Below are 24,021 nucleotides of genomic sequence, written 5' to 3'. Positions count from 1 at the left end.
GAGCAGCGTCTCTGATCAGCTCAGCGAATCTATGCGAACCGTAAGGTTCGACACGGGTTTTGCCCACCTGGGCGGGGAGGCATGAGCGTGGAGATGGAATCCCGCGCCCAGTGCTGCTCCGCGTGGCTGGTGGCCGGTGGTGGGTGTGCTGATCGTGGTCACGCCCTGGTGCCGGTGGGCTGCGCGGGGCAGCCGGGGCCGGCCCGTTGGTGCGTGTCCCTCCGGACGCTGGCCAGCGCGGCCCGAAGGCCGCACTGGGGAGGGAACCTCACGTCGCCTGGGCGTGAGGCGGTTGGTTCGTGTCCGGGTGGGGCCGATCTTCGACCGGTCCGTCCGGCTGGTCCTTTCGGTGGCTGTCATGACGGCCTTGGCCTCCATCATGTCCACCACGGTACGGATCGCCATCTGCCCGGTGGCGCGGTCTACGACGGTCCTGGTCTGGTGAGCAAGGCCGCGTGCGGCGATCCGCCGCCAAGCACCCTGGTCACGGTCGCCCTGCCAGCCGCACTCCCGGCTGGGGCAGACGGCCCACTTCCAGCCGGACGCGGCAGGTCGGTCGGGGGCTTTGCGATGCCGCAGCGGAGCGAGGCAGTGCGGGCAATGCTTGGAGGTGTTGCGCGGCGGCACGGCGACCACTGCGATGCCGACTTCGGCGGCGAGGTGCCGCATGCGGTCGGCAATTTGACCGCGTACCGTCTGCGACATGTGCGTGTTCTGGGTGCGGCCCATGCCCCGGGATTCCATCGACCGCAGGTCTTCCAGATAGATGGCCGTGGCCCCGGCGGCGACAGCTTGGTCCACAGCCCAGCGGGCGGCGGCCTGGGCCAGGGCGTCGTTGAGGTGGGAGCGGCGCTCGCAGACGCGCTGGATCTCCTGCGTCAGCCTGGCCTGCTTGCTGCCCAGGGCGGGATCGGCGAGCCGCGTGTAGTGGTCGGCCTTCGTATGCAGGTGCTCAGAGATGCGGCGCAGCCGGTGCTGCTTGGCCAGTACACCGCTGGCCCGGAACTGGGCACCGGCGCCGAGGGCGGTTAGGGTGCCGTCATCGTGCAGCCGGGCCGCGCCTGCGCTGAGCAGGGTGTTCAGGCCCCAGTCCACACCAAGCGCGATGGTGTGCCCGCTGCGTTCGGCCTTCGGTACGGGGTGGGTGTAGGCGAGGTCGGCCCGCACTTTCCCGCCGGCAAGGCGCAGGGTGGGAAGGTGGATCACCGCGTTCACCGGGACCGTGGGCGGCAGTGTGACCGAGTAGGACACCCAGGTCCAGTCACGGTATGCCTGCGGGTCGGGCCGGGTGGGGAGTTGCAAGCGCAGGAGCACCCGCCGCCCGTCGTCGGCCTGTTCGATGGTGGCCTGCTGCCCGTCGCAGGCGGCGAGCAGCAGTATGCGCGGCACACGCGGGGCGGGCTCCATCTCGAAGACATCGGTTGGGAGGCGTCCGTGCTTGCGTTCGAAGGAGGTGATCTGGCGGGTGCGGGAGCGGATGATGCCGGACGGCAGACACTCGCCGCCCGGTATGGCGGCGCGCACCTGATCCCACTCGTCGGGGGTGCGCTTCTTCGGGTCGGCAGGCCATGCGGCCAGGACCCCGGCCACCAGATCGGCGCGCCACTTAACCGACCGCAAAACGCGCCCGGCACTCTCCTGGGCCATGCGCACGATCCGGTCGTTCACCTTCGCATCGCAGGTGACGGTCCAGCCGAGGCGGCGCAGCGCCATCCACGCGTTCGACGGCAGCTTGCGGCCCCCGGCATCCTCACCGGAGGCGAGCCCATCAACGTCGTCGGTGTTCCAGTGCTCGGCCAGCAGCGCGTCCGTCATTTCCGAGACAAGACCGGTGCACCAGCCGACACGCTCCACCAGGGCGGCAGAGCTGAGGACTTCGCCGGTCCTTTCGTCTGCACCCGACCGGATCAGAGCGTGGGCGCAGGCGGTGCGGGCGGTCTCGCCCTCGGCGAGAGGCAGCTTCCGGCTCACGCCACCTGCCCCTTGTTTGCGCACTGGCCGGACTCGGCCAGCAGACGGCGGCGGTTCTCCGCACTGCGCATCCCGTACAGCCGCCCGGCGAACGTCGTCACCAGGGAAACGAAATCCTCCAGCAGCTCATCCCGTCCGCCGAGCTTCTTCGGGTGCAGCACCTCCACGGTCACCCCGTACACGGCGAACAACCGCTTGAGCCAGCCGACACCGAACCAGGCCAGCCGATCCTCATGCGTCACGCGCACTACGGTGACCGTGCTGGCCGACACCATCGCCAACACCCGGTTCAAACCAGGCCGATTCTCCTTCAAACCTGAATCGCGGTCCCGGACAACCTTGACGATCTCCCCCGTCGAGGTGGCCCTCAGCTCGGCTTCCTGGGCCTCCAGCGAGGTCTCCTGCCCAGACAAGCCGGACACGCGCACGTACAGAAGCTCCAGGCGCGGGCGGGCAGCAGAGGAGTCGCTGCCGCGCTTCATGTTCTCCACATCAGTCGAGGAGAACCGGCGCTCACGACCGACCCACGTGAACGGGATCTTGCCGTCCAACGCCCACTGGCGAAGTGTCATCGGGTGTATCCCGAGACGCTTCGCAGCCTTGGACGTGCGCAGCAACTCCATTGCGCACAACCATACATGCACAACACTAGGGATAGCTAACGAAGTTGATTGACCTACCGGTGCACGGAAGGGGTCTTGACGGGGTCGGGCCATCGCAGAAGACTGCGGGCCACCCGCGCATCAACAGACTGTTGAAGCGCGGGCCCGGCCGGCGGATCGAGGAGGGGGCGCCATGCCCGCGGTGGAGCTGTTGCTGCACTCGACGAGAGTGGTCACCCCGGACGGCACCCGCCCCGCGTCCGTCGCCGTCGCGGACGGGCGGATCGCCGCCGTGCTGCCGTACACGGCCGAACTCCCGCCCGGAGCAGTCCGCGAGGACCTCGGCGACGACGTCCTGCTGCCCGGCCTCGTCGACACCCACGTGCACGTCAACGACCCCGGCCGCACCGAGTGGGAGGGCTTTCGCAGCGCCACCCGCGCCGCGGCCGCCGGGGGCGTCACCACGCTCGTCGACATGCCCCTCAACAGCCTTCCGCCCACCACCACCGTGGCGCACCTGCGCATCAAGCAGGCCGTGGCGGAGCGGGCGGTGCACGTCGACGTCGGCTTCTGGGGCGGGGCCGTGCCCGGCAACACCGGCGACCTGCAACCCCTGCACGCCGCCGGGGTCTTCGGCTTCAAGTGCTTCCTCTCGCCCTCCGGCGTCGAGGAGTTCCCGCCGCTCGGCCGCCGGCAACTCGCGGCCGCAGCCGCCCGGATCGCCGATTTCGGCGGACTGCTGATCGTGCACGCCGAGGACCCGGACCGGCTCTCCGCCGCACCGCAGCGCGGCGGCCCGCGCTACGCCGACTTCCTCGCCTCCCGCCCCCGGTCCGCCGAGAACGCCGCCGTGACCGCCGTGGTCGACGCGGCCCGGCGCTTCGGCACGCGCGTGCACATCCTGCACCTGTCCTCCGCGGATGCCCTGCCCGTCATCGCCGCCGCCAAGGCCGAGGGCCTGCCCGTCACCGCCGAGACCTGCCCGCACTTCCTGACCCTGACCGCGGAGGAAGTACCCGACGGCGCCACGGAGTTCAAGTGCTGCCCGCCCATCCGGGAGGCGGCCAACCAGGACGAACTGTGGGCGGGCCTCGCCGCCGGGACCGTCGACTGCGTCGTCTCCGACCACTCACCCTGCACCACCGTCCTCAAGGTCCCCGACTTCGGCGCCGCGTGGGGCGGCATCTCCTCCCTCCAGCTCGGGCTGCCCGCCGTCTGGACCGCGGCCCGGCGGCGCGGGCACACTCTCGACGACGTGGCCCGCTGGATGTCCGCCGCCCCGGCCGCCCTCGCCGGACTGGCCCGCAAGGGCGCCATCGAGGCGAGCCGCGACGCCGACTTCGCCGTCCTCGACCCCGACGGGACCTTCACCGTCGACCCGGCCGCACTCCACCACCGCAACCAGGTCACCGCCTACGCGGGCCGCACCCTGCACGGCGTCGTACGGTCCACCTGGCTGCGCGGCCGGAAGATCGCCGACCACGGCACCCCCACCGAGCCCACCGGCCGACTCCTGGAGAGGCAGCACACGGACAGATGAGCGACACGAGTGACATAGCCGAAACCACCGGCGTCCCGCCGCAGTTCACCGGACCCGCCCGTCCCTACCCCGGCGGCGACCCCTACGCCGACTACCGCACCGCGCCCTTCGCCTTCGACGTCCTCCCCGACCTCGCCGACCGGCGGCTGGGCGGCGCCGTGACCGCCGCCAACGACGAGTTCTTCGCCGACCGCGAGAACCTGCTCGAACCCGGGCCCGCCCGCTTCGACCCCGAACTCTTCGGCCACAAGGGCAAGATCATGGACGGCTGGGAGACCCGCCGCCGCCGGGGCACCGCCGCCGTCCCGCACCCGGCCGCCGACGACCACGACTGGGCGCTCGTCCGCCTCGGGGTGCCCGGCGTCGTCCACGGCATCGTCGTCGACACCGCCCACTTCCGCGGCAACCACCCCGAGTCCGTCGCCGTCGAGGCCACGGTCCTGCCGGGCACCCCCTCCCCGGAGGAGCTGCTGGCCCCCGACGTGCCGTGGGCGACCCTCGTCCCGCGCACCCCCGTGGGCGGCCACGCCGCCAACGGCTTCGCCGTCGCCGTCCGCGAGCGCTTCACCCACCTGCGGCTCGCCCAGTACCCCGACGGCGGCATCGCCCGGCTGCGCGTGCACGGCGAGCCGGCCCCCGACCTCGCCTGGCTGGGCGCGCTCGGCACCTTCGACCTCGCCGCACTCGAGAACGGCGGCCACGTCGAGGACTCCTCCGACCGCTTCTTCTCCTCCGCCCTCAACTCCATTCACCCGGGCCGCTCCCTGCGGATGGACGGCGGCTGGGAGACCCGCCGCCGCCGCGACTCCGGCCACGACTGGGTGCGGTACCGGCTTACCGGGCAGGCGACCCTGCGCGCCGTCGAGATCGACACCGGCTGCTACAAGGGCAACGCCCCCGGCTGGGCCGACCTTTACGCCCTCGACGCCACCACCGGCGCCGACCCCGCCGACCGCACCACCGGCTGGACCCCCTTGCTGCCCCGCACCCGCCTCCAGCCCGACACCGTCCACCGCTTCCTGCTCGACGGCGCCCCGACGGCCACGCACGTCCGCATCGACATCCATCCCGACGGGGGCGTCGCCCGGCTGCGCGTACACGGCTCCCTGACGGGGGAGGGGCTCAACCGGAAGCCAGGGGCCGGCTCATGAACAGGGCCGTCTCGCCCTCGGAGACGGTGCCGGTGTAGAGCGTGGTGTCCAGCCCGGCGAACGTGAACCCCATCTTCCGGTAGGCCCGGACCGCCTGGGCGTTGACGCTGGTGACCTCCAACCAGGCGGTGCGGGCGCCCAGTTCGCGGCCGCGGGCGAGGGCCCGGTCCATCAGGCCGCGGCCGATGCCCCGGCCGCGGTGGGCGGGGGAGACCCGCAGGTCGGCGATGTGGAGACGGCGGTTCCAGTCCTGGTACGCCACGGTGATCGCACCGCACAGCTCGGCGCCGTCGTACGCGGCCACGACCTCCGCACCGTCCTCGCGCTCCTCGCCCTCGTCCGGATACTCCTTGAGCAGCGGCGGGTCCACCGGCGCCTCGCGCAGGGCGAACCCGTCGGCGTGGGCGGTCACTTCGAGGACGGCGCCGGTGACGAAGGAGTTGTCGAGTGCGTCGACGGCGGCCAGCGCCTCGGTGTCGTCAGCAGAAATTGCACGGTATATCGGCATGGGCACCTGTCTATCACCACGGCCACCCCGCGGCGGACACCCCGTCCAGGCTGTCCCAGAACATCAACTCGTAGGCCTGAAGCAGCCGTCCGTGCCGGCGGGCCAGCCGCTCCGAGAACGTGCCGTCCTCCAGCCCCGCCCGCACCGCCGTGAGCGCCAGCGCCTCGCCCTCCGGGTCGGGCCCGGCGAAGAGGTCGAAGAAGCCGCAGGCCGTATCGTCGAAGCCGTAGTGGACGCGCAGCGCCCGGCTCATCGTGGCGCAGTAGCCGCCCCACGCGGCGAAGTTGGCGGTCAGTGCGACCACGACGTCGGCCGGCTCGGCGCCCAGGGCCAGCGAGGCCACGTACGCCGGGTAGGCCTGGCAGCCGGCCTGCGGCTCGTAGGCCCGTACCGTCTTGTCGTCCAGGCCGCAGGCGGCCGTCAGCGCACCGAGCCGGTCCAGCGCGGCGGTCTCGCCCCCGGCGAGGTGCGTGAAGAAGCCCGCGACGGCCGGGCGGTCCGCGGACCGGGCCGCGAGGTGTGCGAAGCTGCGCCGGTCGCCCGAGATGATGTGGTGCTGTTCCAGCGCGAAGGCGGAGACCGCCTCCCGGGGCGCGGTGCCCGCGGCGATCCGCGGGACGAGCCGGTTCGCCGTGGTGTCCGGTGCCAGCTCCTGCACCGCCTGCGCGAGGACTTCCTGGGCTGTACGGGCCATGGCGCCAGGTTAGGGCGCAGGCGCCTACTTCGCCCCGGCAAGCCAGAAGATGAGGAAGAAGAAGGCGACGATGAAGTGGACGGCGACGAGGTAGATGAACACCCGGATCGTCATCCCCATGGGTGCCCGGTCCTCTTCCACGTACTGCTTGACGTTGTCGCTCACGGCATTCCCCTCCGGGTCGGTGCGGTGTCGCCCAGGCACAGCCCGGCGGCGCCGCTCTGCATCAGCGTGTGCATGAACAGCAGGTCCACCCCGCCCTGCGCGGCGGCGGCGATGCGGTGCGGGGTGAGGGAGTCGAAGTGGGCGGCGTCGCCGGGACCGAGCTCGTGCACGGTCTCGCCGAGCGTCAGCCGCATCCGGCCCCTGGTGACGTAGAGCCACTCCTCGCCCGGGTGCACCCGGACCAGCTGCTCCTGGCTGCCCCGGCCCTGCGGCACGTGCAGCCGCAGGGCCTGCATCGCCCGCCCGGAACCCCCGGCCCGCCAGTACGTCCAGCCGCCGGCCTGCTGTGCCTCCATGCGGTCGGCCCGTACGATCGGATCGGACTCGGGCGGCACCTCGCCCAGCAGGTCGGAGACGGTCGTGCCGTACGTCCGCGCGAGTGCGAGGAGCATCGGCAGCGACGGCGTCCGGTGACCGGTCTCCAGCCGGGAGAGGTGCGCGGGCGAGAGCCCGGTCCGGGCGGCCGCGGCCTCCAGCGTCAGCCCGCTGCGGGTGCGCAGGGCGCGCAGCTGCGGGGCGACGAGGGGGAGCGGTTCGGGCGGCTGGCTCATGCCTCCGGTATATCCCCGCTTTACCTCCAGGACAAAAACTTTTGCCTTGGAGGCAAAGATTCCTTCGTGTACGCGTCACGCCTGGTGAACATCAGGAAAACATCAAGATCACGTCATTGACATGACACGGTCACCGGTCGCCATGCTGTCGGACATGACAACCCCCCATCGCTTCGCCCGTATCGGCGCGCTCGCGGCCCTGTCCTCCGTCCTGCTGCTCGGCACGCCCGCCGTCGCCGCCCCGCACACCGCCGCCGTCTCCGCGGTCGCGAGCGTGCAGTCCGCGTCCGCCGACGTGCAGTCCGTCGGCAACGTCTGCTACTCGCAGCTGCCGTCGCAGGCCCACGACACCCTGAACCTCATCGACCAGGGCGGCCCCTTCCCGTACCCGCGCGACGGGATCGTCTTCTCCAACCGCGAGGGCGCGCTCCCGGCGCAGTCCAGCGGCTACTACCACGAGTACACGGTCATCACCCCGGGCGCCCCGACCCGCGGCACCCGGCGCATCATCACCGGACAGGGCGACCACGAGGACTACTACACCGCGGACCACTACGCGAGCTTCGCCCAGGTCGACTGGACCTGCTGAGCAACCCGCCCTGCGGGAGGGCCCGTCACCGTTCCACGGTGACGGGCCCCGCCCATTCCCCGGTCGCTTTCTCCGGCAGGGGGGCGCGCGTCGGCACGGCCGCGCGACGCCCTCGGCGGCGGGCGGGGGCGGGCGCGCTCCCCTTTTCGCGCCTTCACGCGACCCATGCCGCCCGTCCGGGGCCGATTGTCGGCGCCTCCCGTTAACGTTTCGGTAGAGCGGCGTTCCGGGGAGGGGGCGTGATGTCCGTGGCATCGACGATCGTGCACGAAGTGCCGCAGCGGAGGCGGTGGTTGACCGCCTGACGCCCGTCCCGGCCCGTGGGCCCCGCCTGGCCCCGCCTGTCGACATCCACGCCATGTACACCGAGTACACCGAGAAGGGCGGCGAACTGCCGTGTACCGCTGGGAGATCACCCGAGCCGCACTCGCGCAGCGAGTCCTCGCCGTCGTCCGCGGCGACAGCTACGACCAGGCCGCGGTCACGGCGGGCACCCTGATCTCCGCGGGGGTCACCAGCCTGGAGATATCCCTCACCACGCCCTTCGCCCTGGAGGCCGTCACCACGCTGACCCGGGAGGTCGGCGACGAGGGCCTGATCGGCGCCGGCGCGGTGCTGGACGCGGCCTCGGCCCGGATGGCCATCGACGCGGGCGCCTGCTTCCTGTCCTCGCCCATCCTCGACCACGAGGTCATCAGCACCGGCCACCGCTACGGCATCCCGGTCTTCCCCGGCGTGGCGACGCCGACGGAGATCGTCCGGGCGCTGGAGATGGGGGCCGACGCGGTCAAGCTCTTCCCGTCGCCCTCGCCGCACCCGGACTGGGTCAAGGACCTCCGGGCCGAACTGCCGCAGGCGGCACTGGTGGTGAGCGGCGGGGGAGTGTCGGTCGACAGCGCGCCTGAGTGGATCGCGGCAGGAGCGGTGGCCTGCGCCCTGGGCGCGGACCTGGCCGAGGGCGACCGTGACTCGGTGGCCAAGCGCGTGGGGGAACTGCTGGGGAGGCTGGCGGAGGTGGATCCGTACGGCGAACTGTGACGGTGGCCGCGCCCCGTGACCGCGTGGATATGTCCGAACAACCGAACGTCCGGACTTCCCGTCAACAGACGGCCCGGCTACGCTCCCTCCGTGGCGAAGCAACCCCTCCAATTCACCCTCGACCGCACCAGCCCCGTTCCCCTCTACTTCCAGCTGTCCCAACAGCTGGAAGCCGCCATCGAGCAGGGCGTGCTCGCCCCCGGCAGCCTCCTCGGCAACGAGATCGAGCTGGCCGGGCGCCTCGGCCTGTCCCGGCCCACGGTCCGCCAGGCCATCCAGTCGCTGGTGGACAAGGGCCTGCTCGTACGCCGCCGCGGCGTGGGCACCCAGGTCGTGCACAGCCAGGTCAAGCGCCCGCTGGAGCTGAGCAGCCTCTACGACGACCTGGAGGCGGCGGGCCAGAAGCCCGCCACCCGCGTGCTGCGCCAGGGCGTCGAGCCCGCCACGGCACAGGTCGCCGCGGCCCTCGGCGTGCCGGAGGGCACCGAGGTCCGCTACGTCGAGCGGCTGCGCCTGGCCCACGGCGAGCCGATGGCCCACCTGCGCAACCACCTCCCGGTCGGCCTGCTCGACCTCGGCGCGGACGTGCTCGCGGAGACCGGCCTCTACCGCCTCATGCGCACTGCCGGCATCACCCTGCACAGCGCCCGCCAGACGATCGGCGCCCGCGCCGCCACCGCCGAGGAGGCCCGGCTGCTCGCCGAGCCCGAGGGCGCCCCGCTGCTGACGATGGAGCGGACCACCTTCGACGACACTGGCCGCGCGGTGGAGTTCGGCTCCCACCTCTACCGGGCCTCGCGCTACTCCTTCGACTTCCAGCTGCTGGCCCGCCCGTAGCAGGCGGCCAGGCATGTCCCGTCGTAAGAATGTTCTGACAAAGTCTTGACGCGGTGTGGCGTCCGCCACTAGAACTCCACCCACATGGCACAGCCCGGTACGTACCGCCGACGCCCCGGCCGACAGCGGTGACGGATGGTGACGGATACTTGGGCGGTTGGGCCTGCACGATCGGGGTCCGGCCGCACCGTGAAAGACAGTGGGAAGGGCAAGTCCTCGTGGCAAGGGTTCGGACAGGCGTACGCGCGCTGAGCGCTGTGCTGGCAGCGGTGCTCGGCGCCACTCTGGCGGGGTGCAGCAGTACGGGCGGCAAGCGCGCGGAGGAGCGGGCCAAGGCGGCCGCCCAGGGGCACGCTGCGGTCGACACGCCCCGGTGGACCTTCGCGATGGTCACCCACTCGGGTGATGGCGACACGTTCTGGGACATCGTCCAGAACGGTGCGAAGCAAGCGGCGGTCAAGGACAACATCAAATTCCTCTACGCCCATGACGTGGAGGGCAACAAACAGGCCCAGGACGTCCAGGCCATGATCGACCAGAAGGTCGACGGTCTGATCGTCACCCTCGCCAAGCCCGACGCCATGAAGGACGTCGTGGCCAAGGCGAAGGCGGCCGGCATCCCGGTGATCACCGTGAACTCGGGCTCCGAGGAGTCCAAGGCCTTCGGTGCGCTCACCCACATCGGCCAGGACGAGACCATCGCGGGCGAGGCCGTCGGCGACGAGCTCAACAAGCGCGGCAGGAAGAAGGCCGTCTGCGTCCTGCACGAGCAGGGCAACGTGGGCCACGAGCAGCGCTGCGCCGGCGTGAAGAAGACCTTCAAGGGCGACCTGCAGAACCTCTACGTCGAGGGCACCAACATGCCCAACGTGCAGTCGTCCATCGAGGCCAAGCTCCAGTCCGACAAGGACATCGACGCCGTGGTCACCCTCGGCGCCCCCTTCGCGCCCACCGCGGTCAAGGCCGCCCAGCAGGCCGGCAGCAAGGCCGAGGTCGACACCTTCGACCTCAACGCCAAGGTCGCCGACGCCCTCCAGGACGGCTCCCTCGGCTTCGCCGTGGACCAGCAGCCGTACCTCCAGGGGTACGAGGCGGTCGACCTGCTGTGGCTGTACAAGTACAACGCCGACGTCCTCGGCGGCGGCCGGCCGGTGCTGACCGGCCCGCAGATCATCACCAAGGACGACGCGAAGGCCCTGGCCGACTACACGAAGCGGGGCACCCGATGAGCGCAGCAGCCCCGGCGGAGGCCGACGAACGCCTGGTGCGCCAAAGCTGGCTGCGCCATGTGATGGGCCGCCCCGAACTGGGCGCGGTCGTCGGGGCCGCGGCCGTCTTCCTCTTCTTCTCGTTCGTCGCCGAAAGCTTCCTGCAGGCGTCGAGCCTCTCCACGGTCCTCTACGCCTCGTCGACGATCGGCATCATGGCCGTGCCCGTCGCGCTGCTGATGATCGGCGGCGAGTTCGACCTGTCGACCGGCGTCATGGTCACCAGCTCGGCGCTGATCTCGTCGATGTTCAGCTACCAGATGACGGCCAACGTCTGGGCCGGCGTGGGGGTCTCGCTGCTGGCGACCCTCGCGATCGGCTTCTTCAACGGCTTCATGCTGACCCGCACCAAGCTGCCCAGCTTCATCATCACGCTCGGCACCTTCCTGATGCTCACGGGTCTCAACCTCGGCTTCACCAAGCTCATCAGCGGCACCGTGTCCACCAAGACCATCGGTGACATGGAGGGCTTCGACTCGGCCCGGGCCGTCTTCGCCTCCCACCTGACCATCGGCGGCGTGGACCTCCAGGTCACCATCCTGTGGTGGTTCGGCCTGGTCGCCCTGGCCACCTGGGTGCTGCTGCGCACCCGCGTCGGCAACTGGATCTTCGCGGTCGGCGGCGGCTCCGACGCGGCCCGCGCGGTCGGCGTCCCGGTCAACAAGACCAAGATCGGCCTGTACATGGGCGTGGCCTTCTGCGCCTGGATCTCGGGCCAGCACCTGCTGATGTCCTACGACGTCGTGCAGTCCGGCGAGGGCGTGGGCAACGAGTTCCTCTACATCATCGCGGCCGTCATCGGCGGCTGTCTGATGACCGGCGGCTACGGCTCGGCGTTCGGGTCCGCGGTCGGTGCGTTCATCTTCGGCATGACCAGCAAGGGCATCGTCTACGCGCAGTGGAACCCGGACTGGTTCAAGTTCTTCCTGGGCGCCATGCTGCTGCTGGCCACCCTGCTGAACGCATGGGTCCGCAAGCGGGCGGAGGCGAGCAAATGACCGCGCTGGTCAAGCTCACGGACGTGAGCAAGTACTACGGCAACATCCGCGCCCTGGAGGGCGTCTCCCTGGAGGTGCACGCGGGGGAGATCACCTGTGTGCTGGGCGACAACGGCGCGGGCAAGTCCACCCTCATCAAGATCATTGCGGGGCTGCACCAGCACGACGCGGGCACCTTCGAGATCGAGGGCGAGGAGAGCCGCCTGGACTCCCCGCGCGAGGCGCTGGACCGCGGCATCGCCACGGTCTACCAGGACCTCGCCGTGGTTCCCCTGATGCCGGTGTGGCGGAACTTCTTCCTGGGCTCGGAGCCGACGAAGGGCCGCGGCCCCCTCAAGCGCCTCGACGTCCAGCAGATGCGCGAGACCACCCGCGCCGAGCTGCTGCGCATGGGCATCGACCTGCGCGACGTCGACCAGCCCATCGGCACCCTCTCCGGTGGCGAGCGGCAGTGCGTGGCCATCGCCCGGGCCGTCTACTTCGGCGCGAAGGTCCTGGTGCTGGACGAGCCGACGGCCGCGCTCGGCGTCAAGCAGTCCGGCGTCGTCCTCAAGTACGTCGCCTCCGCCCGGGACGCGGGCCTGGGCGTGGTCCTGATCACGCACAACCCGCACCACGCCTACCTCGTCGGCGACCGCTTCGTGCTGCTCAAGCGCGGTGCGATGGCCGGCAGCCACACCAAGTCCGGGATCGCCCTGGACGAGCTGACCCGCCAGATGGCGGGCGGCAGCGAGCTGGACCAGCTCAGCCACGAGCTGGAGCGGGCCCCGGGCCCCGACGTGATCGGCGGAAAGAAGGTCGACACGGACCCGGCCGGCTGACCACCGGACCGGGCGCGGCGGGGGCGGGACGGGGCACCGTCCCGCCCCCGCCGTTGTGCACCGCCCACCCCCGGTGAGGCACAATCGGCCACGACCACACCCACGAGGCCGCGGGCCTCCCGAGACCACCGCAGGGACGACGACTCGTGCGAGCACGCCCCCGAACACCCGCCGGACCGCGCAGCGCGGAGGTGGCGCGATGAGCATGTACCGCGACAGGGTGCACCGGGGTACCGCCAGAGCGACCGTCCTGCGCACCGTGGGCACCCGCGAGCGCCGCTCCCACCTCACCGCCCCCCGCGTCCCCACCGTCGGCATCGACATCGGCGGCACCAAGGTCATGGCCGGCGTGGTGGACGCCGACGGCACGATCCTCGAGGAGATCCGCACCGAGACGCCGGACAAGTCCAAGAGCCCCAAGGTCGTCGAGGACACCATCACCGAGCTCGTCCTCGACCTCTCCGACCGGCACGACGTGCACGCCGTCGGCATCGGGGCGGCCGGCTGGGTCGACGCCGACCGCAACCGCGTCCTCTTCGCCCCGCACCTGTCCTGGCGCAACGAGCCGCTGCGCGACCGCCTCGCCGGCCGGCTCGCCGTGCCCGTCATGGTCGACAACGACGCCAACACCGCCGCCTGGGCGGAGTGGCGCTTCGGCGCCGGCCGCGGCGAGGACCACCTCGTCATGATCACGCTCGGTACCGGCATCGGCGGCGCCATCCTCGAGGACGGCCAGGTCAAGCGCGGCAAGTTCGGCGTCGCCGGCGAGTTCGGCCATATGCAGGTCGTCCCCGGCGGGCACCGCTGCCCCTGCGGCAACCGCGGCTGCTGGGAGCAGTACAGCTCCGGCAACGCGCTGGTCCGCGAGGCCCGCGAGCTGGCCGCGGCGGAGTCCCCGGTGGCCCAGGGCATCATCGACCGCGTCGGCGGCAACGTCCAGGAGATCACCGGCCCGCTGATCACCGAGCTGGCCCGCTCCGGCGACGCCATGTGCGTCGAGCTCCTCCAGGACATCGGCCAGTGGCTGGGCGTCGGCATCGCCAACCTCGCCGCCGCCCTCGACCCCTCCTGCTTCGTCATCGGCGGTGGCGTCAGCGCCGCCGACGACCTCCTCATCGGCCCGGCGCGGGACGCCTTCCGGCGCCACCTCACCGGCCGCGGTTACCGGCCGGAGGCCCGGATCGTCAAGGCCCAGCTCGGCCCCGAGGCCGGCATGGTCGGCGCCGCCGACCTGGCCCGCCTGGTGGCGCGGCGCTTCCGGCGCGCCAACCGGCGCCGGGTCGAACGATACGAGCGTTATGCGAAGGCAGGTCGCGGGTGATCACCATGGAACACACCGGAAACCAGGCGCCGGCCGCGCCGGAACAGCCCATAGGCGGCGGCGACGGCGGACGCCCGCCGCGCCGCTGGCTCAAGGCCGTCATCGTCTTCCTGCTCATCGCCGTCCCCGCCGGGTACCTCTACATCTCCGCGCTGCAGAGCCGCGGCGGAGGCGGCGACAAGGAGGAGCAGGCGACCAGCGGGCAGCTGGAGGAGGGCTGGCCGTCGCGCCTCCAGCGCCGCATCTACGGGATGTCGGTGCCGTACTACGCGACCGGGGTCGCGCACTACGAGGACAATTCCTGGAAGTCCAGCTCCCTGTACCTCCAGTTCACGACCACGCCCGCCAAGTTCGACAAGTGGCTCAAGAGCGTCGGCACGAATTCGTCCGCCCTCAAGGACGGCGAGATCACCATCGACCAGGACGAGGCGGCTGTCGTCGGCTGGAAGTTCGGCAGCGGCCACCACTGGAAGGGAACGGTCCACCAGCAGGGAGACCGTCCCAAGCCGGAGCTGGAGATCACCGCCAACCTGGACGACCCGAAGCACCCGAAGGTCTACGTCGTCTCGACGACGACCCCCTGACGGCGGGGAACCCCGCACTGCGGATAGCGTGGCGCGGGTGAGTGAGAAGCAGACCCTTCAGTACCGGTTGGACGGCCCCGAGGGCGGGCCCGTCCTCGTCCTCGGCCCCGAGCTGGGCACCACCTGGCACAGGTAGGCGAACGCGTCTTCTGGCGTCCAGCAGGTCCATGAGAGGTACTTAAATCCAGGTTAGGGCCCTTTTGTCTCGGGGGGTCTGTGCAGTTGGTGATACGCCTGTGATCGATGGTGATTACGACGAACCCCCGCCGGGTGGCCCTACGGCGGGGGTTCGTCGCACCGCGGACTACGACGGCGCGCAGCGTTCGGTGGGGGCGCTGCTGTACTCCGGCTCTCCGCTGTCGAGTACGCGGAGCAGGGAGGCGGTGACGACGCGTGTCTTACGGCCGATGCGTATCACGCGGCAGGGGAACTCCCCTTGGCGAACCAGGTTGTAGCCCTTGGCTCGTGAGAACCCGAGGGCCTTGGACGCGTCCTCCACGCTCGCCGTCCCGCTCCAGGTGGCGCGGATGTGCGTAGGGCTGTACGGGGCGCCCTGCAGCTCGTCTGTCTGCCTGTGCATGGTGGATTCTCCAGTGGCTTTCACAATGGCGCTGTCTATGTGGCGCCAGTAGGTTTCGAAACTGCGGGGAACGGCCTATGGGCGATCAGTGGCTGTGGCGTTGGGGCATCATGGTGGTTCGCGTAGGCGAGGCCATGTCGTTGCCCTGGGGTTTGATGCGCGAACTAACCCCCAATGCTCTCGACCGCGCATCGGGTTTTACCCAGGGCGCGAGGAGGTTCTCCATATCGGCGCTGGTGCCTGGAACGTTATGTCTGCCCTGGGGGAATTGGAGCATGGCTGCGGACCTGTTCTGCGCGAACTAGGTGGGCGGCATGAAGCGCTGACGAGGCCTGTCAGGTTGAATCGGCGACTGTTCCGGCAATGCCTTCCGACGTGCGGGCAGAGAGTGGCGGTGGACTTTCAATGATGTGCGGGATCACCGGTTTGGCTAACCGGTGATCCCGCGCTATGTTCCACCCCTTCGAGGCAATCTCCGTCGTCCAATCTGGAGTGGCCACTTGCGTGGCCTGCCGTGGCTGGTGTCCCCCACGGCGGGCTCGATGCCGTGCACCACGAGGTGGCAGCGTCCCCGCGACTGGTGAGCGGAAATACGTCTCCCCTTGCTGGCGTTGAGCTTGTGGTAGTTGAGGAGGGGGAGGTGCCAGCGCTGAAGCTGTTCCACACGAAAGGTGCCGTGACGGAGGTGACGTCGCGTCTTGCCGAGGCCGAGGCGGAGGTGCAGGCCCTTGTTGAGGGCAATCTCGAGGCGATGCTCGGCGTGCGGTTTCTGGCGAGCGAATTCAGCACGGGCCCCGTCCATGGAGGCCGGATCGACACCTTGGGCATGGACGAGAACGGCGCCCCGGTGGTCATCGAGTTCAAGCGTGCGACGGATGCCGGCGTGATCAACCAGGGGCTCTTCTACCTGTCGTGGCTCGTGGATCACAAGGCGGAGTACGGGCACCTGGTCCGCGACCGGCTCGGGGCCGCGGCCGCAGCCCAGGTCTTGTGGAGCGCACCGAGACTGATCTGCGTCGCCGGCAACTTCACCCGCTACGACATGCACGCCATCCGCGAGCACCGGCGCAGTATCGATCTGGTCCGCTACCGCTTCTTCGGCGAGGACCACTTCGGCCTGGAGACCGTCGCCTCCGTCGCCGCCCAGACGGCCGTCCCGCGCGCCCGCCGGGCGGGCGAGGCCGCAGCGCCCGGTGCTCGTGTGGCCACGGGGGTGGTGCAGGAGCTGTTCGCGGAGGTCGACCAGGTACTGCTGGGTCTCGGTGACGACATCACCAAGGTGCAGCGCAAGACCTACCGCGCGTACCAGCGGCTGCGGAACTTCGCCTGCGTCTGCCCGCCGCAGCGGGACAAACTGCTTGTCTACCTCAAGGTGAACCCCAAGGAGGTCGACCTCGTCCCCGGATTCACCCGGGACGTGACCGGGCTCGGCCACCATGGGACTGGCGATCTGGAGGTCCAGCTGCGCACGGACCGGGACCTGGAGCGCGCCCAGGACCTGTTCCGCCTCAGCTACACCGCGGTGTAGCTGGGCCATATCCGTTCCAGGCACAGGATTACTTCTCCGAGGACGGAGGGGAGGCGAACCCAGAGGCCGCTCCTCAGAGGACTCCACTAACGCTGTGGACGATTGCGGCTTCTTGTTCTACTGGGTACCCGCGGTTGAGGCAGCTTTGGGCTAGTGCTGCCGCTGGTCCGTTCAGGGCGGCGCGTAGTCCGTCCCATGTGCAGCTGTCGTTTGGCCAAGGGGGCTGGGGTTTGTGCGTGGTTGCGCCGGCATCACAAATCAGGGCGTGAGTGCGGGCTTGCGCTGGGAGGGCGTCGTGTATTGCTGAGGCGATACGTACTCCGCCAAGGTCTGCGTCCGGCGCGATGACGGTCTTGTGTGCCTTTTCGGCGAGAGCGGCGATGTGATGGAGGGCGGCGGGGCTGGGCATTCCTCCGCTGTAGACGATGCCGGTGTCACGGGTTTCGGACGCTTGCCGGAACGTTGTGCACAGGGTTTGTGCCGCCTGCAGGTTCTCGACGATGACCAGACGTGTGCCGTCGAGGGTGCATTGCAGTCCGGGTTGCTCCGCTGCGAGGAGGACGGGTTCTTCGAAGAGGGCGAAGGGGAATGTCTGTCGGCCGAGGTGGACGGTGATGGCGCCGCCGATGCCGATGAGGCTGTTGCGGCGGAGGCCGATGGCCGTTGCCACGGCGGGGGGTATGCCTGTGCTGCTGAGGATGGCGCGTGCGCTGTCCCAGGTCTTGGTGCTGCCGGTGTGGGCTTGTGAGAAGCCGCGTGCGTTGAGGTGGACGATGCCTTCACACAGGTCGTGGGTGAGGGCGCACAGGATGAGTGTGCGCTTGGGTGCGGGATGTGTCTTGCGCAGTTCGTGGCGGAGGGCGTTCTCGACGGTGGCGAGATCGTCGTCGGTGAGGTCGGCTCTGTGGTTGACGTTCGGGCTGTGCCGGTAGGTGCCGAGGGAAGCGAGGGCGCCATGCAGTTGGTCTCGGAGTTCTTGCTGATGGGTAGCGAGCGTGCCAGAACGGTGCTGGGCCGCTTCGGCTGCGGCTTGGGTGCGGTACCAGGCCGTGGGAGCGCCGAGGGTGAGCGGTTCGATGACGGTGCAGCGCAGGGTGACGACTCCGGCGCGGGTCAGGTTTATGGCAGCGGTCCATGCGCGCGGGCCGAAGTGGCGTACGACAGCGGTCCAGGAGCGTCGGCTGGCGCCCAGGACGAAGGTGCGGTCCCCGGCGCGGGTGAGCTCGGGCACAGTGCTGAGGTCGAGGGGGGCGGGTGGGCTGGTTGGTAGGAGATCGACTTGTTCGGTACGCAGGCGGCTGCCGCGTTGGAGGACGATGATGCGGGTGCCGTCGGGGCCGGCGCGGGTGCGCTGGACGGCGTGGGCAGCCAGGCCGCTGGGGGTGTTGGCGAGGTCGATGCGGGGACCGTCGGAGCGCATGGTCACCACCAGCTGCGTCCGGCGAGGAGTGCTTCGAGGGTGAGTTCGAGGTGTTCACCGTTGGAGTCGTAGCCGAACATGCGGGTGGGGGCGTTGAGAGCCTCGGTGAGGCTGGGGTAGGTGAAGTAGAGGAGTTCGCCGAAGAAGTCGGCGGCATCGTCCATGAGGGATTCCTGGCAGGTTCCCAGCACGGTGATGCCGTGGTCGGTGGCGCTCTTGGTGAGGGCTCCGAGAACTTCGCGCCGGTGGTGGGTACCCAGAGTGTCGCCGAGTTCGTCCAGGATCAGGATGCGTCCGCGGGGGTGAGGGGAGGCGAGCAGGGCAGCCAGGACCAGGTGGATGGCGAAGAGCTTCTCTTGGGCGGAGTTGGTGACGTTGTCGTACCGCAGCATCTGGCCGCCGGGGGTACGGCGCCAGCATGGGGTGACCTCGCACTGCCACAGGTCGGTAAGGGAGGGCGGTGGGCTGATGACGCGTTGCAGTTCGACGCCGTAGAGCCCGGCTCGGCGGTTGAGGTCGGTAAGTGCGGTCTCGATGCTGTCCATGGCCTGGTCGAGCAGGAGTGAGATGGCGTCCTGCTGGGCGCGCAGGTCGAATTCAAGGCGGTCGACGGCCTGCCGGCAGTAAGCGATGGAGTCCGTGCGCTCTGCGCGCTCGTCCTGGATGAGCCGGGATGCGGCCTCATCGGCGTCGGCGAGCTGCTCCAGCCAGTCGTTCAATGCGCGTGCGGGAGATTCGAAGGCGGTGGCATCGGCGAATCGGCGGCTGCCGGATTCGTCATTGCGGTTGGCGCGAAGAACCACTGCATCCTTGAGCTCGGGCGTGGGTGCGTTGGCGCCGGCGACCAGGTCGATGCCCAGGGCTTGCAGGGAGCGGTCCAGATACCGGCCGGCTCGTCTGCGCAAGGTGACTTCCGTTCGGTGCTCCGGCTCCGCTCCCTCAACCGCGTTCTCGCCGGTCTCACTGGAGGTAGGCCAGCGCAGTTGTTGCAAGGCCGATTCCCGGGTTCCGCCGCGTTCGATCCAGTAGGCCAGTTCAAGTTCGGTCAGCTGGTTCTGGAAGGCGTCACGGGCGCCCGTGGCGTCGCTGACGTCGCGCTGTGCTTGCACGGTGTGTTGGCGTGCGATATGGCGTTGGGACTTCAGGGTGGAGTAGGCCAGGTTGGCTTTATCGTAGGCGAGTTGGGCTTTCTCGGATTCTGCCCTGCGGGTGGCGGTGACGGCCCGCAGTCCGGCCAGCTCGTTTTCGACCGTGGTGTTTTCTCTGTGCAACTGACGGGCGAGAGCGGCACTTTCCAGCCGATGGACGAGGTCGTTCGCCTGGTCGCATTCCGAGCGGGTTCGCTCGAGCCCGGATTGTGCTGCCTGGAGGACCGATTCGGTCTGATCAAGGGTGTCGCGCAACCGGGCGACCAAGGCTGCGCGGCCTGTCAGAGGGGTGGTGAAGCCGCCGAGGGCGTGCAGCCCCAGGGCCTGGTCGACGGCAGTATCGGGGTCGTGGTCGATACGCATACGCCTGGCCAGCTCGTCGAGGAAGGCCCTGACCTGGTCCTTGCTGGCGGTGCCGGAGATCTTGGCGGGACACGCGATCAGCACGGCGCCGGGAAGCGAGCGCAGTGCGTCACGGGCGGCAGGGGCGTCGTCGGCGGCGATGCACACCGCATCCTGGTACAGCGACAGCCGAGCTTCCCAAGCTGGGCGCTCGCGGGCGGTCAGGTTGAGGGAGTCCAGCAAGCCAGCTGCATGGATCTTGGCATCACGCAGCACGCTGATGGTGCGGCCGGCCGGGCCGTACCGGCCCTTCTCCGCTCGGTCAAGGTCGGCGCGAGCGGCGTCCACTGCGGCGGTGGCGGCCCCGAGCTCGCCCTGCCGTTGTTCTACGTCGGCGCGGGCGCGGTCCGCCTCCCCGCGTGCCTGCTCCAGGCTGCCGTGCACGCCGCGGGCTGCCTCCTCGGCCTCGTGGATCTGTTCGTTCAGCCTCCGGTGGCGGTAGCTGCACTCGTTCTCGTCAGTTCGTGCGGTCTCCAAGCGCTCCTCGGCCTGCCTGCGTTGGTCTGAAGTGGCGTCACGCTGCTGCTTCAAGGCGTCTGGATTCTGTAGCGCGTCCTCCTCTGCTCGGGCCTGCTGGACTGCGCGTTCGCTCAATGCGAGGCGTTCCTCGGCATTCCGAAGAGAAGACTCCAGCTCTTCCTGGCGGCCCAGTGCGTCCAGCAGGCCCCGGGCGTAGTGGAGTTGCCACAACTCCCATGCCCTGGTGAGGGCTTCACGGGCAGCTTGACGGTGGCTGATGGCATCCAGCTGGGCATCTTCCCGTGCACGCTTGTCGGCGTCCTGACGCAGTTGCTGGTCGCGTTTGCTGATGGCCTCGGAGAGGTTCTTGCGGACGGCGACGTCGCGTTCCATGAGCGGTTCGCGTCCGGTAAGGCTCAGCAGGGCCGTGCCGATGGCAGCGGGGGTGAGCAGACCCTGGTCGAGTTTGAGCAGCGAGGGGCCGCCCCGGCGGCGGCCTCGGGAGCCCAGGTACGCCTGGCAGCGTGGTGCGGGTCCGTACAGTTCCTCGGCATAGCGCATGGCGCCCAACGAGGGTCTGGGCAGGTGGCGGAAGATGTCGGCGGCCTGAGTGTGTCGCTCGGATTCTTCAGGGGCTGTGGCCAGGTGGACTCCGGGGGCGTGGCGCACTTTCACGTACGGTGCCGTGGCGGACAGCTTCATCCACACGGTGTGGGCACTGGCTTTGACATCGTCGGGGTCTGCGAACAGGCCGGCGATATAGCCCGTGGTTGCGGCCGGGTAGTGCTGGGCTGCGATCCCCGCTGTATTGGGTTCGAACAGCAGGTCCGCGACGGTGCCGGGGCCACCGCCCTTCATCCGCCATTCCGGGTCACCGAGCAGAAGCGCGACGCTGGCCAACCAGCTGGTCTTCCCTGATTCGTTGGAGTCTTGGGGGCCCTTGCCGGAGACAGCGACGAAGCAGCCGGGGATGACGCCGACTGCCGCAGTCGGATGCCGGGCGATATCGAAGGTCTGGACGCACAGCAATTGCCGGGCCCCGATCTCCCCGAGATCGTCGGTTGCATCCTCGACCGGTATATCGGCCGGGCCGGTGGAGACGGGAATATCACCGAGGTACGGGGCGGAGGTGGTCATGGCACTACTCCTCTGGAGCACTCTCCCCCTGGCCCGCGTCATGTTCCTGGCGCCGCTGGCGGATGGCCAGGGCATACCGCGAGGTGGGGCGGGTGACGAGCACCAGGTCCTCCCATAGGCGGGCGGACTGCTGATCGGTCAGCCGCAACAGCGCTGGCCCGGGGAGCGTGGCGCCGTGGAATCCGGTGCGCAGCAGACGCCGGGCTTTGAGCCGCCGCAGGGCGAGGCGGATTTGATCGTGAGTGAAGGGGGCGTTGGCGTACAGCTCTTCGGCCTGAGTGCCTGGCCCGTTGGCCATCCACGACCGGGAGTGATGTTCACCGCGGGCGCGAGGGGCCGCGACGGTGCGCAGCAGCACCATCGCCAGCACGGCCCGGTCCATCGGGGGCAGCACGCCGATGCCCTCACGTGCCAGATGTTCGGCGATGGTGTCCTGGAAGCCGCTCGTGTAGCCGATCACGCCGTTGTGCTCCCGCTTCAGGAGCACGCGCCCGGCGGCTTCGAGGCGCTGCGCGACGACGGCGCGTAGAGCATCCGTCTGCAGAGCAGCCAGTGCTTCGGCGGGGACGATGCCGTCTGCGATCTCTACGGCGGCGAGCGCGGACCGCACGTGGCCCTCGTCAACGTCCGACAGATGCTGATCAGTCATTGCGGCCTTCCCCCTCGTGGAACGGGCCGCTGGGGCCAAGGGCGTGCAGGTAGTCGTAGAAGCGGCGCATCGCCTCGGTGAAGGTGTCCGGCAAGGCGGCGACCGCAGGTCCCAGACGCAACTCGTCGTGGTCTTCGACGATCAGCAGGCGTAGTGGCAGTGAGCTGTTGAGCGCGCTGGCCGTGGAGCGGGGGTCCAGCCCGAGTTCGGCGGCGGCGTCGCGCACAACGGCCGGGCTGAAAGGAACCCCTGGGTAAGGCGCATCGTGCCGATCTTGCCAAGCGCATGCGAGACACAGGGCGAAGACGAGGGTCTGGTTCGGAGAGAGTCCGGCCACGGGGTACAGACCGAGGTCTTCGGGGACAGGCGGCTCCGACCAGCCCAGCGTCAAGGACAGGCGTAGTTCTCCCGATCTGAACGGCGCGGCGGCCGGCGGCGGCCAAGGGCAGGCGCATGCGACGAGCACGCGGCCCATCAGCTGTGCAGCTTCCTCGGCCTGCTGCAGCACGTCATCGGACAGCCCAGCGCGTTCCACCGCTCCACAGGCCCGGGCTGCGGCCAGGATCAGCGGGGGATCAGGGTTCCTCATGACCCGCCTCCCTGGAATCAGCCGGCAGGGCTTGGGCGGTTGTGCCGACTGTCACGCGGTGGAGGGTGACTGGGTGCAGGTAGGTAACCCAGCCGAGGCGGTCGATGATCAGCTCCACTGCGATCTGCACGCCGTAGGGCGCATGTGGGTCGGCGTCGAGCATCAGCAGATCGGTCAGCAGACGGGCAGCCTGGGGCCACCGGGACCGGCGCAGCTCTTCAGTCACCTCTACCTGCTCGCGCTCCAGCAGGAGGCGGTCAGCCGCATTCTCGCGGCGCACCCGCTCGCTGGACCGACGTCGCAACAACGGCCCTAGAGGATCTTGCTCAGGCGTTCCGCGTGGCACAGGCGGACGACGGTGTGGTTGCCAGCGGGGCACGAACATTTCCAGCGCCTCCACTACCGACCCTGCGTCCACCCACACCGGCGGAGAATCCGCCACCAGATATTTGCCGACCTCAGTCAACGCCTCCGGCGGGCAATATTTCGCGGCGTCCAGATAATCCTCGGCCGAAAACAGATCGAAATCCAGCGAACGCGCAGCCTGATCAGCTACCCGTTTAACGGCCTCCGTGGCCCAGAAGCCGTAGCGTAGTTCGGCCTCCACCATGGCCACTGCACGCTGAGCCAGAGCGAAATCCCTCGGGAAGCGCCGTGTCACCTGACGACTCAGGTCCAGGACGCGCTCATATAGATCCCGGTGGTTGTACTGCCTTTCGTAATCCTTCAGCTCCTGCACCGAGCCCTCTAGAACCAGCTCCTCCAGCTGGACGGCGAAGGTCGCGAAGATCCACTGGCAATAGGTGATGTTACGCAACACCGCTTGACGGTCGGGACGTTCGCGATCCAGCAGGTGCTGTGTTCGGTCCAGAAGGGAGATGAGTTCATCGAGACCGCCCTCGGTGTTCACCCTGTCCCAGATGATCAGGAACAGGCCACCGTATGGATCAAAGGTGTGCCGCTGCTGATGCTTCTTCAGTCGGAGTGGTTTGATCAGGCCGTCGCTCTCGAAGACACGCCAGCGTTCCTCGAACCGCTCGTACGAATAGGCCGCAGAGATATTCTTCGATATCCACTCCCAAACCTCAGCCTTGGTGGCACCTCTGCGCTCACCGGAACATCCGGCGAAGCCGTCCGCAATGTCGTACGCTATCTGCAGCGTCCCTGGATCCGTCACCGTCGCATGAGCGTGCCGCGCAACAGGTGCCACTAGCGCCCGAAGCCTCTGTGACTGCTGCTCTTCGCTCAGTGGATTCCTGCTTGCTGTGTTGGCAGGCAGGTCGACGGTCTTCATCTCCGCTCTCCCTGGTAGCGGAAGTCCTTCCATTGTCCCTCGGGGGCGTCTCTCTTATTAGAGGAGTCCTGGTCTGCGCGGCTAGGCCGGGCGACTCGCCATAGGATCGTGACTGTG

24 protein-coding genes are annotated in these 24,021 nt (G+C 69.4%); 12 read left to right on the top strand and 12 right to left on the bottom strand.

Annotation, left to right across the window (positions count from 1 at the left end; translation table 11 throughout):
- Window positions 1-15: 15 nt before the first annotated feature.
- Both ACWD4B_RS01635 and ACWD4B_RS01630 read right to left on the bottom strand, forming a co-directional pair.
- Complete coding sequence (locus tag ACWD4B_RS01635; RefSeq protein ID WP_451418856.1) at window positions 16-1,971, bottom strand: zinc ribbon domain-containing protein; 1,956 nt, start codon at window positions 1,969-1,971, stop codon at window positions 16-18.
- Window positions 1,968-2,594, bottom strand: a complete 627-nt coding sequence (locus tag ACWD4B_RS01630) for an IS607 family transposase (protein WP_451418855.1) — start codon at window positions 2,592-2,594, stop codon at window positions 1,968-1,970. Before ACWD4B_RS01630 ends, ACWD4B_RS01635 begins: the two co-directional genes overlap by 4 nt.
- 172 nt (window positions 2,595-2,766) lie before the next feature.
- On the opposite strand from ACWD4B_RS01630, the gene allB reads away from it, so the two are divergent.
- A complete protein-coding gene (gene allB / locus ACWD4B_RS01625) occupies window positions 2,767-4,113 on the top strand; it encodes an allantoinase AllB (RefSeq protein ID WP_451418854.1) in 1,347 nt (448 codons plus the stop codon).
- Complete coding sequence (gene alc / locus ACWD4B_RS01620) at window positions 4,110-5,264, top strand: allantoicase (RefSeq protein ID WP_451418853.1); 1,155 nt, start codon at window positions 4,110-4,112, stop codon at window positions 5,262-5,264. Before allB ends, alc begins: the two co-directional genes overlap by 4 nt.
- Here alc and ACWD4B_RS01615 read toward each other — a convergent pair.
- From ACWD4B_RS01615 to ACWD4B_RS01600, 4 genes are read right to left on the bottom strand one after another with little or no spacing between them, the layout of a single operon-like run.
- A complete protein-coding gene (locus tag ACWD4B_RS01615; RefSeq protein WP_451418852.1) occupies window positions 5,236-5,772 on the bottom strand; it encodes a GNAT family N-acetyltransferase in 537 nt (178 codons plus the stop codon). The two genes, alc and ACWD4B_RS01615, sit on opposite strands and share 29 nt — an antisense overlap.
- A 13-nt stretch (window positions 5,773-5,785) precedes the next feature.
- Window positions 5,786-6,466: a thiaminase II/PqqC family protein gene (locus ACWD4B_RS01610; protein WP_451418851.1), complete on the bottom strand. Its 681-nt coding sequence runs from the start codon at window positions 6,464-6,466 to the stop codon at window positions 5,786-5,788.
- Between the two features lie 24 nt (window positions 6,467-6,490).
- A complete protein-coding gene (locus ACWD4B_RS01605) occupies window positions 6,491-6,631 on the bottom strand; it encodes a DUF6126 family protein (protein WP_336414867.1) in 141 nt (46 codons plus the stop codon).
- Complete coding sequence (locus tag ACWD4B_RS01600; RefSeq protein WP_451418850.1) at window positions 6,628-7,242, bottom strand: helix-turn-helix domain-containing protein; 615 nt, start codon at window positions 7,240-7,242, stop codon at window positions 6,628-6,630. The genes ACWD4B_RS01605 and ACWD4B_RS01600 overlap by 4 nt, the downstream gene beginning before the upstream one ends.
- 154 nt (window positions 7,243-7,396) lie before the next feature.
- Here ACWD4B_RS01600 and ACWD4B_RS01595 point away from each other — a divergent pair, with 154 nt between their 5' ends.
- The 9 genes from ACWD4B_RS01595 (at window position 7,397) to ACWD4B_RS01555 (ending at window position 14,834) form a co-directional block, all read left to right on the top strand.
- Window positions 7,397-7,831 (top strand): ribonuclease domain-containing protein, encoded by a 435-nt coding sequence (locus tag ACWD4B_RS01595; RefSeq protein WP_451418849.1) that lies wholly within the window; start codon window positions 7,397-7,399, stop codon window positions 7,829-7,831.
- Between the two features lie 396 nt (window positions 7,832-8,227).
- Window positions 8,228-8,869, top strand: coding sequence for a bifunctional 4-hydroxy-2-oxoglutarate aldolase/2-dehydro-3-deoxy-phosphogluconate aldolase (locus tag ACWD4B_RS01590; protein WP_451418848.1), 642 nt, complete (start codon window positions 8,228-8,230; stop codon window positions 8,867-8,869).
- 90 nt (window positions 8,870-8,959) lie between these two features.
- The gene (locus ACWD4B_RS01585) at window positions 8,960-9,706 is read left to right on the top strand and encodes a GntR family transcriptional regulator (protein ID WP_451418847.1); all 747 of its coding nucleotides are present in this window, start codon (window positions 8,960-8,962) and stop codon (window positions 9,704-9,706) included.
- 218 nt (window positions 9,707-9,924) lie between these two features.
- The gene (locus ACWD4B_RS01580) at window positions 9,925-10,935 is read left to right on the top strand and encodes a sugar ABC transporter substrate-binding protein (protein WP_451418846.1); all 1,011 of its coding nucleotides are present in this window, start codon (window positions 9,925-9,927) and stop codon (window positions 10,933-10,935) included.
- Complete coding sequence (locus ACWD4B_RS01575; RefSeq protein WP_336414861.1) at window positions 10,932-11,972, top strand: ABC transporter permease; 1,041 nt, start codon at window positions 10,932-10,934, stop codon at window positions 11,970-11,972. Before ACWD4B_RS01580 ends, ACWD4B_RS01575 begins: the two co-directional genes overlap by 4 nt.
- Window positions 11,969-12,793, top strand: coding sequence for an ATP-binding cassette domain-containing protein (locus ACWD4B_RS01570; RefSeq protein ID WP_336414860.1), 825 nt, complete (start codon window positions 11,969-11,971; stop codon window positions 12,791-12,793). Before ACWD4B_RS01575 ends, ACWD4B_RS01570 begins: the two co-directional genes overlap by 4 nt.
- 199 nt (window positions 12,794-12,992) lie before the next feature.
- Complete coding sequence (locus tag ACWD4B_RS01565; RefSeq protein ID WP_451418845.1) at window positions 12,993-14,114, top strand: ROK family glucokinase; 1,122 nt, start codon at window positions 12,993-12,995, stop codon at window positions 14,112-14,114.
- A gap of 5 nt (window positions 14,115-14,119) precedes the next feature.
- A complete protein-coding gene (locus ACWD4B_RS01560; RefSeq protein ID WP_451418844.1) occupies window positions 14,120-14,698 on the top strand; it encodes a hypothetical protein in 579 nt (192 codons plus the stop codon).
- Window positions 14,699-14,735: 37 nt separating this feature from the next.
- Window positions 14,736-14,834, top strand: a complete 99-nt coding sequence (locus ACWD4B_RS01555) for a 3-oxoadipate enol-lactone hydrolase (RefSeq protein WP_451418843.1) — start codon at window positions 14,736-14,738, stop codon at window positions 14,832-14,834.
- A gap of 168 nt (window positions 14,835-15,002) precedes the next feature.
- On the opposite strand, the gene ACWD4B_RS01550 is transcribed toward ACWD4B_RS01555, so the two are convergent.
- Window positions 15,003-15,278, bottom strand: a complete 276-nt coding sequence (locus ACWD4B_RS01550) for a helix-turn-helix domain-containing protein (protein ID WP_451418842.1) — start codon at window positions 15,276-15,278, stop codon at window positions 15,003-15,005.
- Window positions 15,279-15,918: 640 nt separating this feature from the next.
- Here ACWD4B_RS01550 and ACWD4B_RS01545 point away from each other — a divergent pair.
- On the top strand, window positions 15,919-16,806 hold the full coding sequence (locus ACWD4B_RS01545; RefSeq protein WP_451418841.1) for a DUF5655 domain-containing protein: 888 nt from the start codon (window positions 15,919-15,921) through the stop codon (window positions 16,804-16,806).
- Window positions 16,807-16,879: 73 nt separating this feature from the next.
- Here ACWD4B_RS01545 and ACWD4B_RS01540 read toward each other — a convergent pair whose 3' ends face one another.
- Genes ACWD4B_RS01540 through ACWD4B_RS01520 form a run of 5 tightly spaced genes read right to left on the bottom strand, consistent with a single transcriptional unit; the run spans window position 16,880 to window position 23,904 of the window.
- Window positions 16,880-18,232 carry a hypothetical protein gene (locus ACWD4B_RS01540; protein WP_451418840.1) on the bottom strand — a complete coding sequence of 451 codons (1,353 nt, stop codon included), beginning with the start codon at window positions 18,230-18,232 and terminating at the stop codon, window positions 16,880-16,882.
- Window positions 18,229-21,372 carry a hypothetical protein gene (locus ACWD4B_RS01535; RefSeq protein ID WP_451418839.1) on the bottom strand — a complete coding sequence of 1,048 codons (3,144 nt, stop codon included), beginning with the start codon at window positions 21,370-21,372 and terminating at the stop codon, window positions 18,229-18,231. The genes ACWD4B_RS01540 and ACWD4B_RS01535 overlap by 4 nt, the downstream gene beginning before the upstream one ends.
- Window positions 21,373-21,376: 4 nt before the next feature.
- Complete coding sequence (locus ACWD4B_RS01530; protein WP_451418838.1) at window positions 21,377-22,021, bottom strand: hypothetical protein; 645 nt, start codon at window positions 22,019-22,021, stop codon at window positions 21,377-21,379.
- Window positions 22,014-22,610, bottom strand: a complete 597-nt coding sequence (locus tag ACWD4B_RS01525) for a hypothetical protein (RefSeq protein WP_451418837.1) — start codon at window positions 22,608-22,610, stop codon at window positions 22,014-22,016. Before ACWD4B_RS01525 ends, ACWD4B_RS01530 begins: the two co-directional genes overlap by 8 nt.
- Entirely contained in the window at window positions 22,597-23,904 is a 1,308-nt protein-coding gene (locus ACWD4B_RS01520) for a hypothetical protein (RefSeq protein ID WP_451418836.1), read from the bottom strand. The genes ACWD4B_RS01525 and ACWD4B_RS01520 overlap by 14 nt, the downstream gene beginning before the upstream one ends.
- Between the last annotated feature and the right edge of the window lie 117 nt (window positions 23,905-24,021).

It is taken from the genome of Streptomyces sp. NPDC002536 (genome assembly GCF_053594995.1).
Note: the sequence above shows the minus strand (reverse complement) of the source record. Positions and strands in the feature narration are given on the sequence as shown.

Excerpts from the sequence above, each read along its gene's own strand:
- ACWD4B_RS01630 (WP_451418855.1), bottom strand. The coding sequence starts at position 2,594 with ATGGAGTTGCTGCGCACGTCCAAGGCTGCGAAGCGTCTCGGGATACAC.
- allB (WP_451418854.1), top strand. The coding sequence starts at position 2,767 with ATGCCCGCGGTGGAGCTGTTGCTGCACTCGACGAGAGTGGTCACCCCG.
- alc (WP_451418853.1), top strand. The coding sequence starts at position 4,110 with ATGAGCGACACGAGTGACATAGCCGAAACCACCGGCGTCCCGCCGCAG.
- ACWD4B_RS01615 (WP_451418852.1), bottom strand. The coding sequence starts at position 5,772 with ATGCCGATATACCGTGCAATTTCTGCTGACGACACCGAGGCGCTGGCC.
- ACWD4B_RS01610 (WP_451418851.1), bottom strand. The coding sequence starts at position 6,466 with ATGGCCCGTACAGCCCAGGAAGTCCTCGCGCAGGCGGTGCAGGAGCTG.
- ACWD4B_RS01600 (WP_451418850.1), bottom strand. The coding sequence starts at position 7,242 with ATGAGCCAGCCGCCCGAACCGCTCCCCCTCGTCGCCCCGCAGCTGCGC.
- ACWD4B_RS01595 (WP_451418849.1), top strand. The coding sequence starts at position 7,397 with ATGACAACCCCCCATCGCTTCGCCCGTATCGGCGCGCTCGCGGCCCTG.
- ACWD4B_RS01575 (WP_336414861.1), top strand. The coding sequence starts at position 10,932 with ATGAGCGCAGCAGCCCCGGCGGAGGCCGACGAACGCCTGGTGCGCCAA.
- ACWD4B_RS01570 (WP_336414860.1), top strand. The coding sequence starts at position 11,969 with ATGACCGCGCTGGTCAAGCTCACGGACGTGAGCAAGTACTACGGCAAC.
- ACWD4B_RS01565 (WP_451418845.1), top strand. The coding sequence starts at position 12,993 with ATGAGCATGTACCGCGACAGGGTGCACCGGGGTACCGCCAGAGCGACC.
- ACWD4B_RS01560 (WP_451418844.1), top strand. The coding sequence starts at position 14,120 with ATGGAACACACCGGAAACCAGGCGCCGGCCGCGCCGGAACAGCCCATA.
- ACWD4B_RS01550 (WP_451418842.1), bottom strand. The coding sequence starts at position 15,278 with ATGCACAGGCAGACAGACGAGCTGCAGGGCGCCCCGTACAGCCCTACG.
- ACWD4B_RS01535 (WP_451418839.1), bottom strand. The coding sequence starts at position 21,372 with ATGACCACCTCCGCCCCGTACCTCGGTGATATTCCCGTCTCCACCGGC.
- ACWD4B_RS01530 (WP_451418838.1), bottom strand. The coding sequence starts at position 22,021 with ATGACTGATCAGCATCTGTCGGACGTTGACGAGGGCCACGTGCGGTCC.
- ACWD4B_RS01525 (WP_451418837.1), bottom strand. The coding sequence starts at position 22,610 with ATGAGGAACCCTGATCCCCCGCTGATCCTGGCCGCAGCCCGGGCCTGT.
- ACWD4B_RS01520 (WP_451418836.1), bottom strand. The coding sequence starts at position 23,904 with ATGAAGACCGTCGACCTGCCTGCCAACACAGCAAGCAGGAATCCACTG.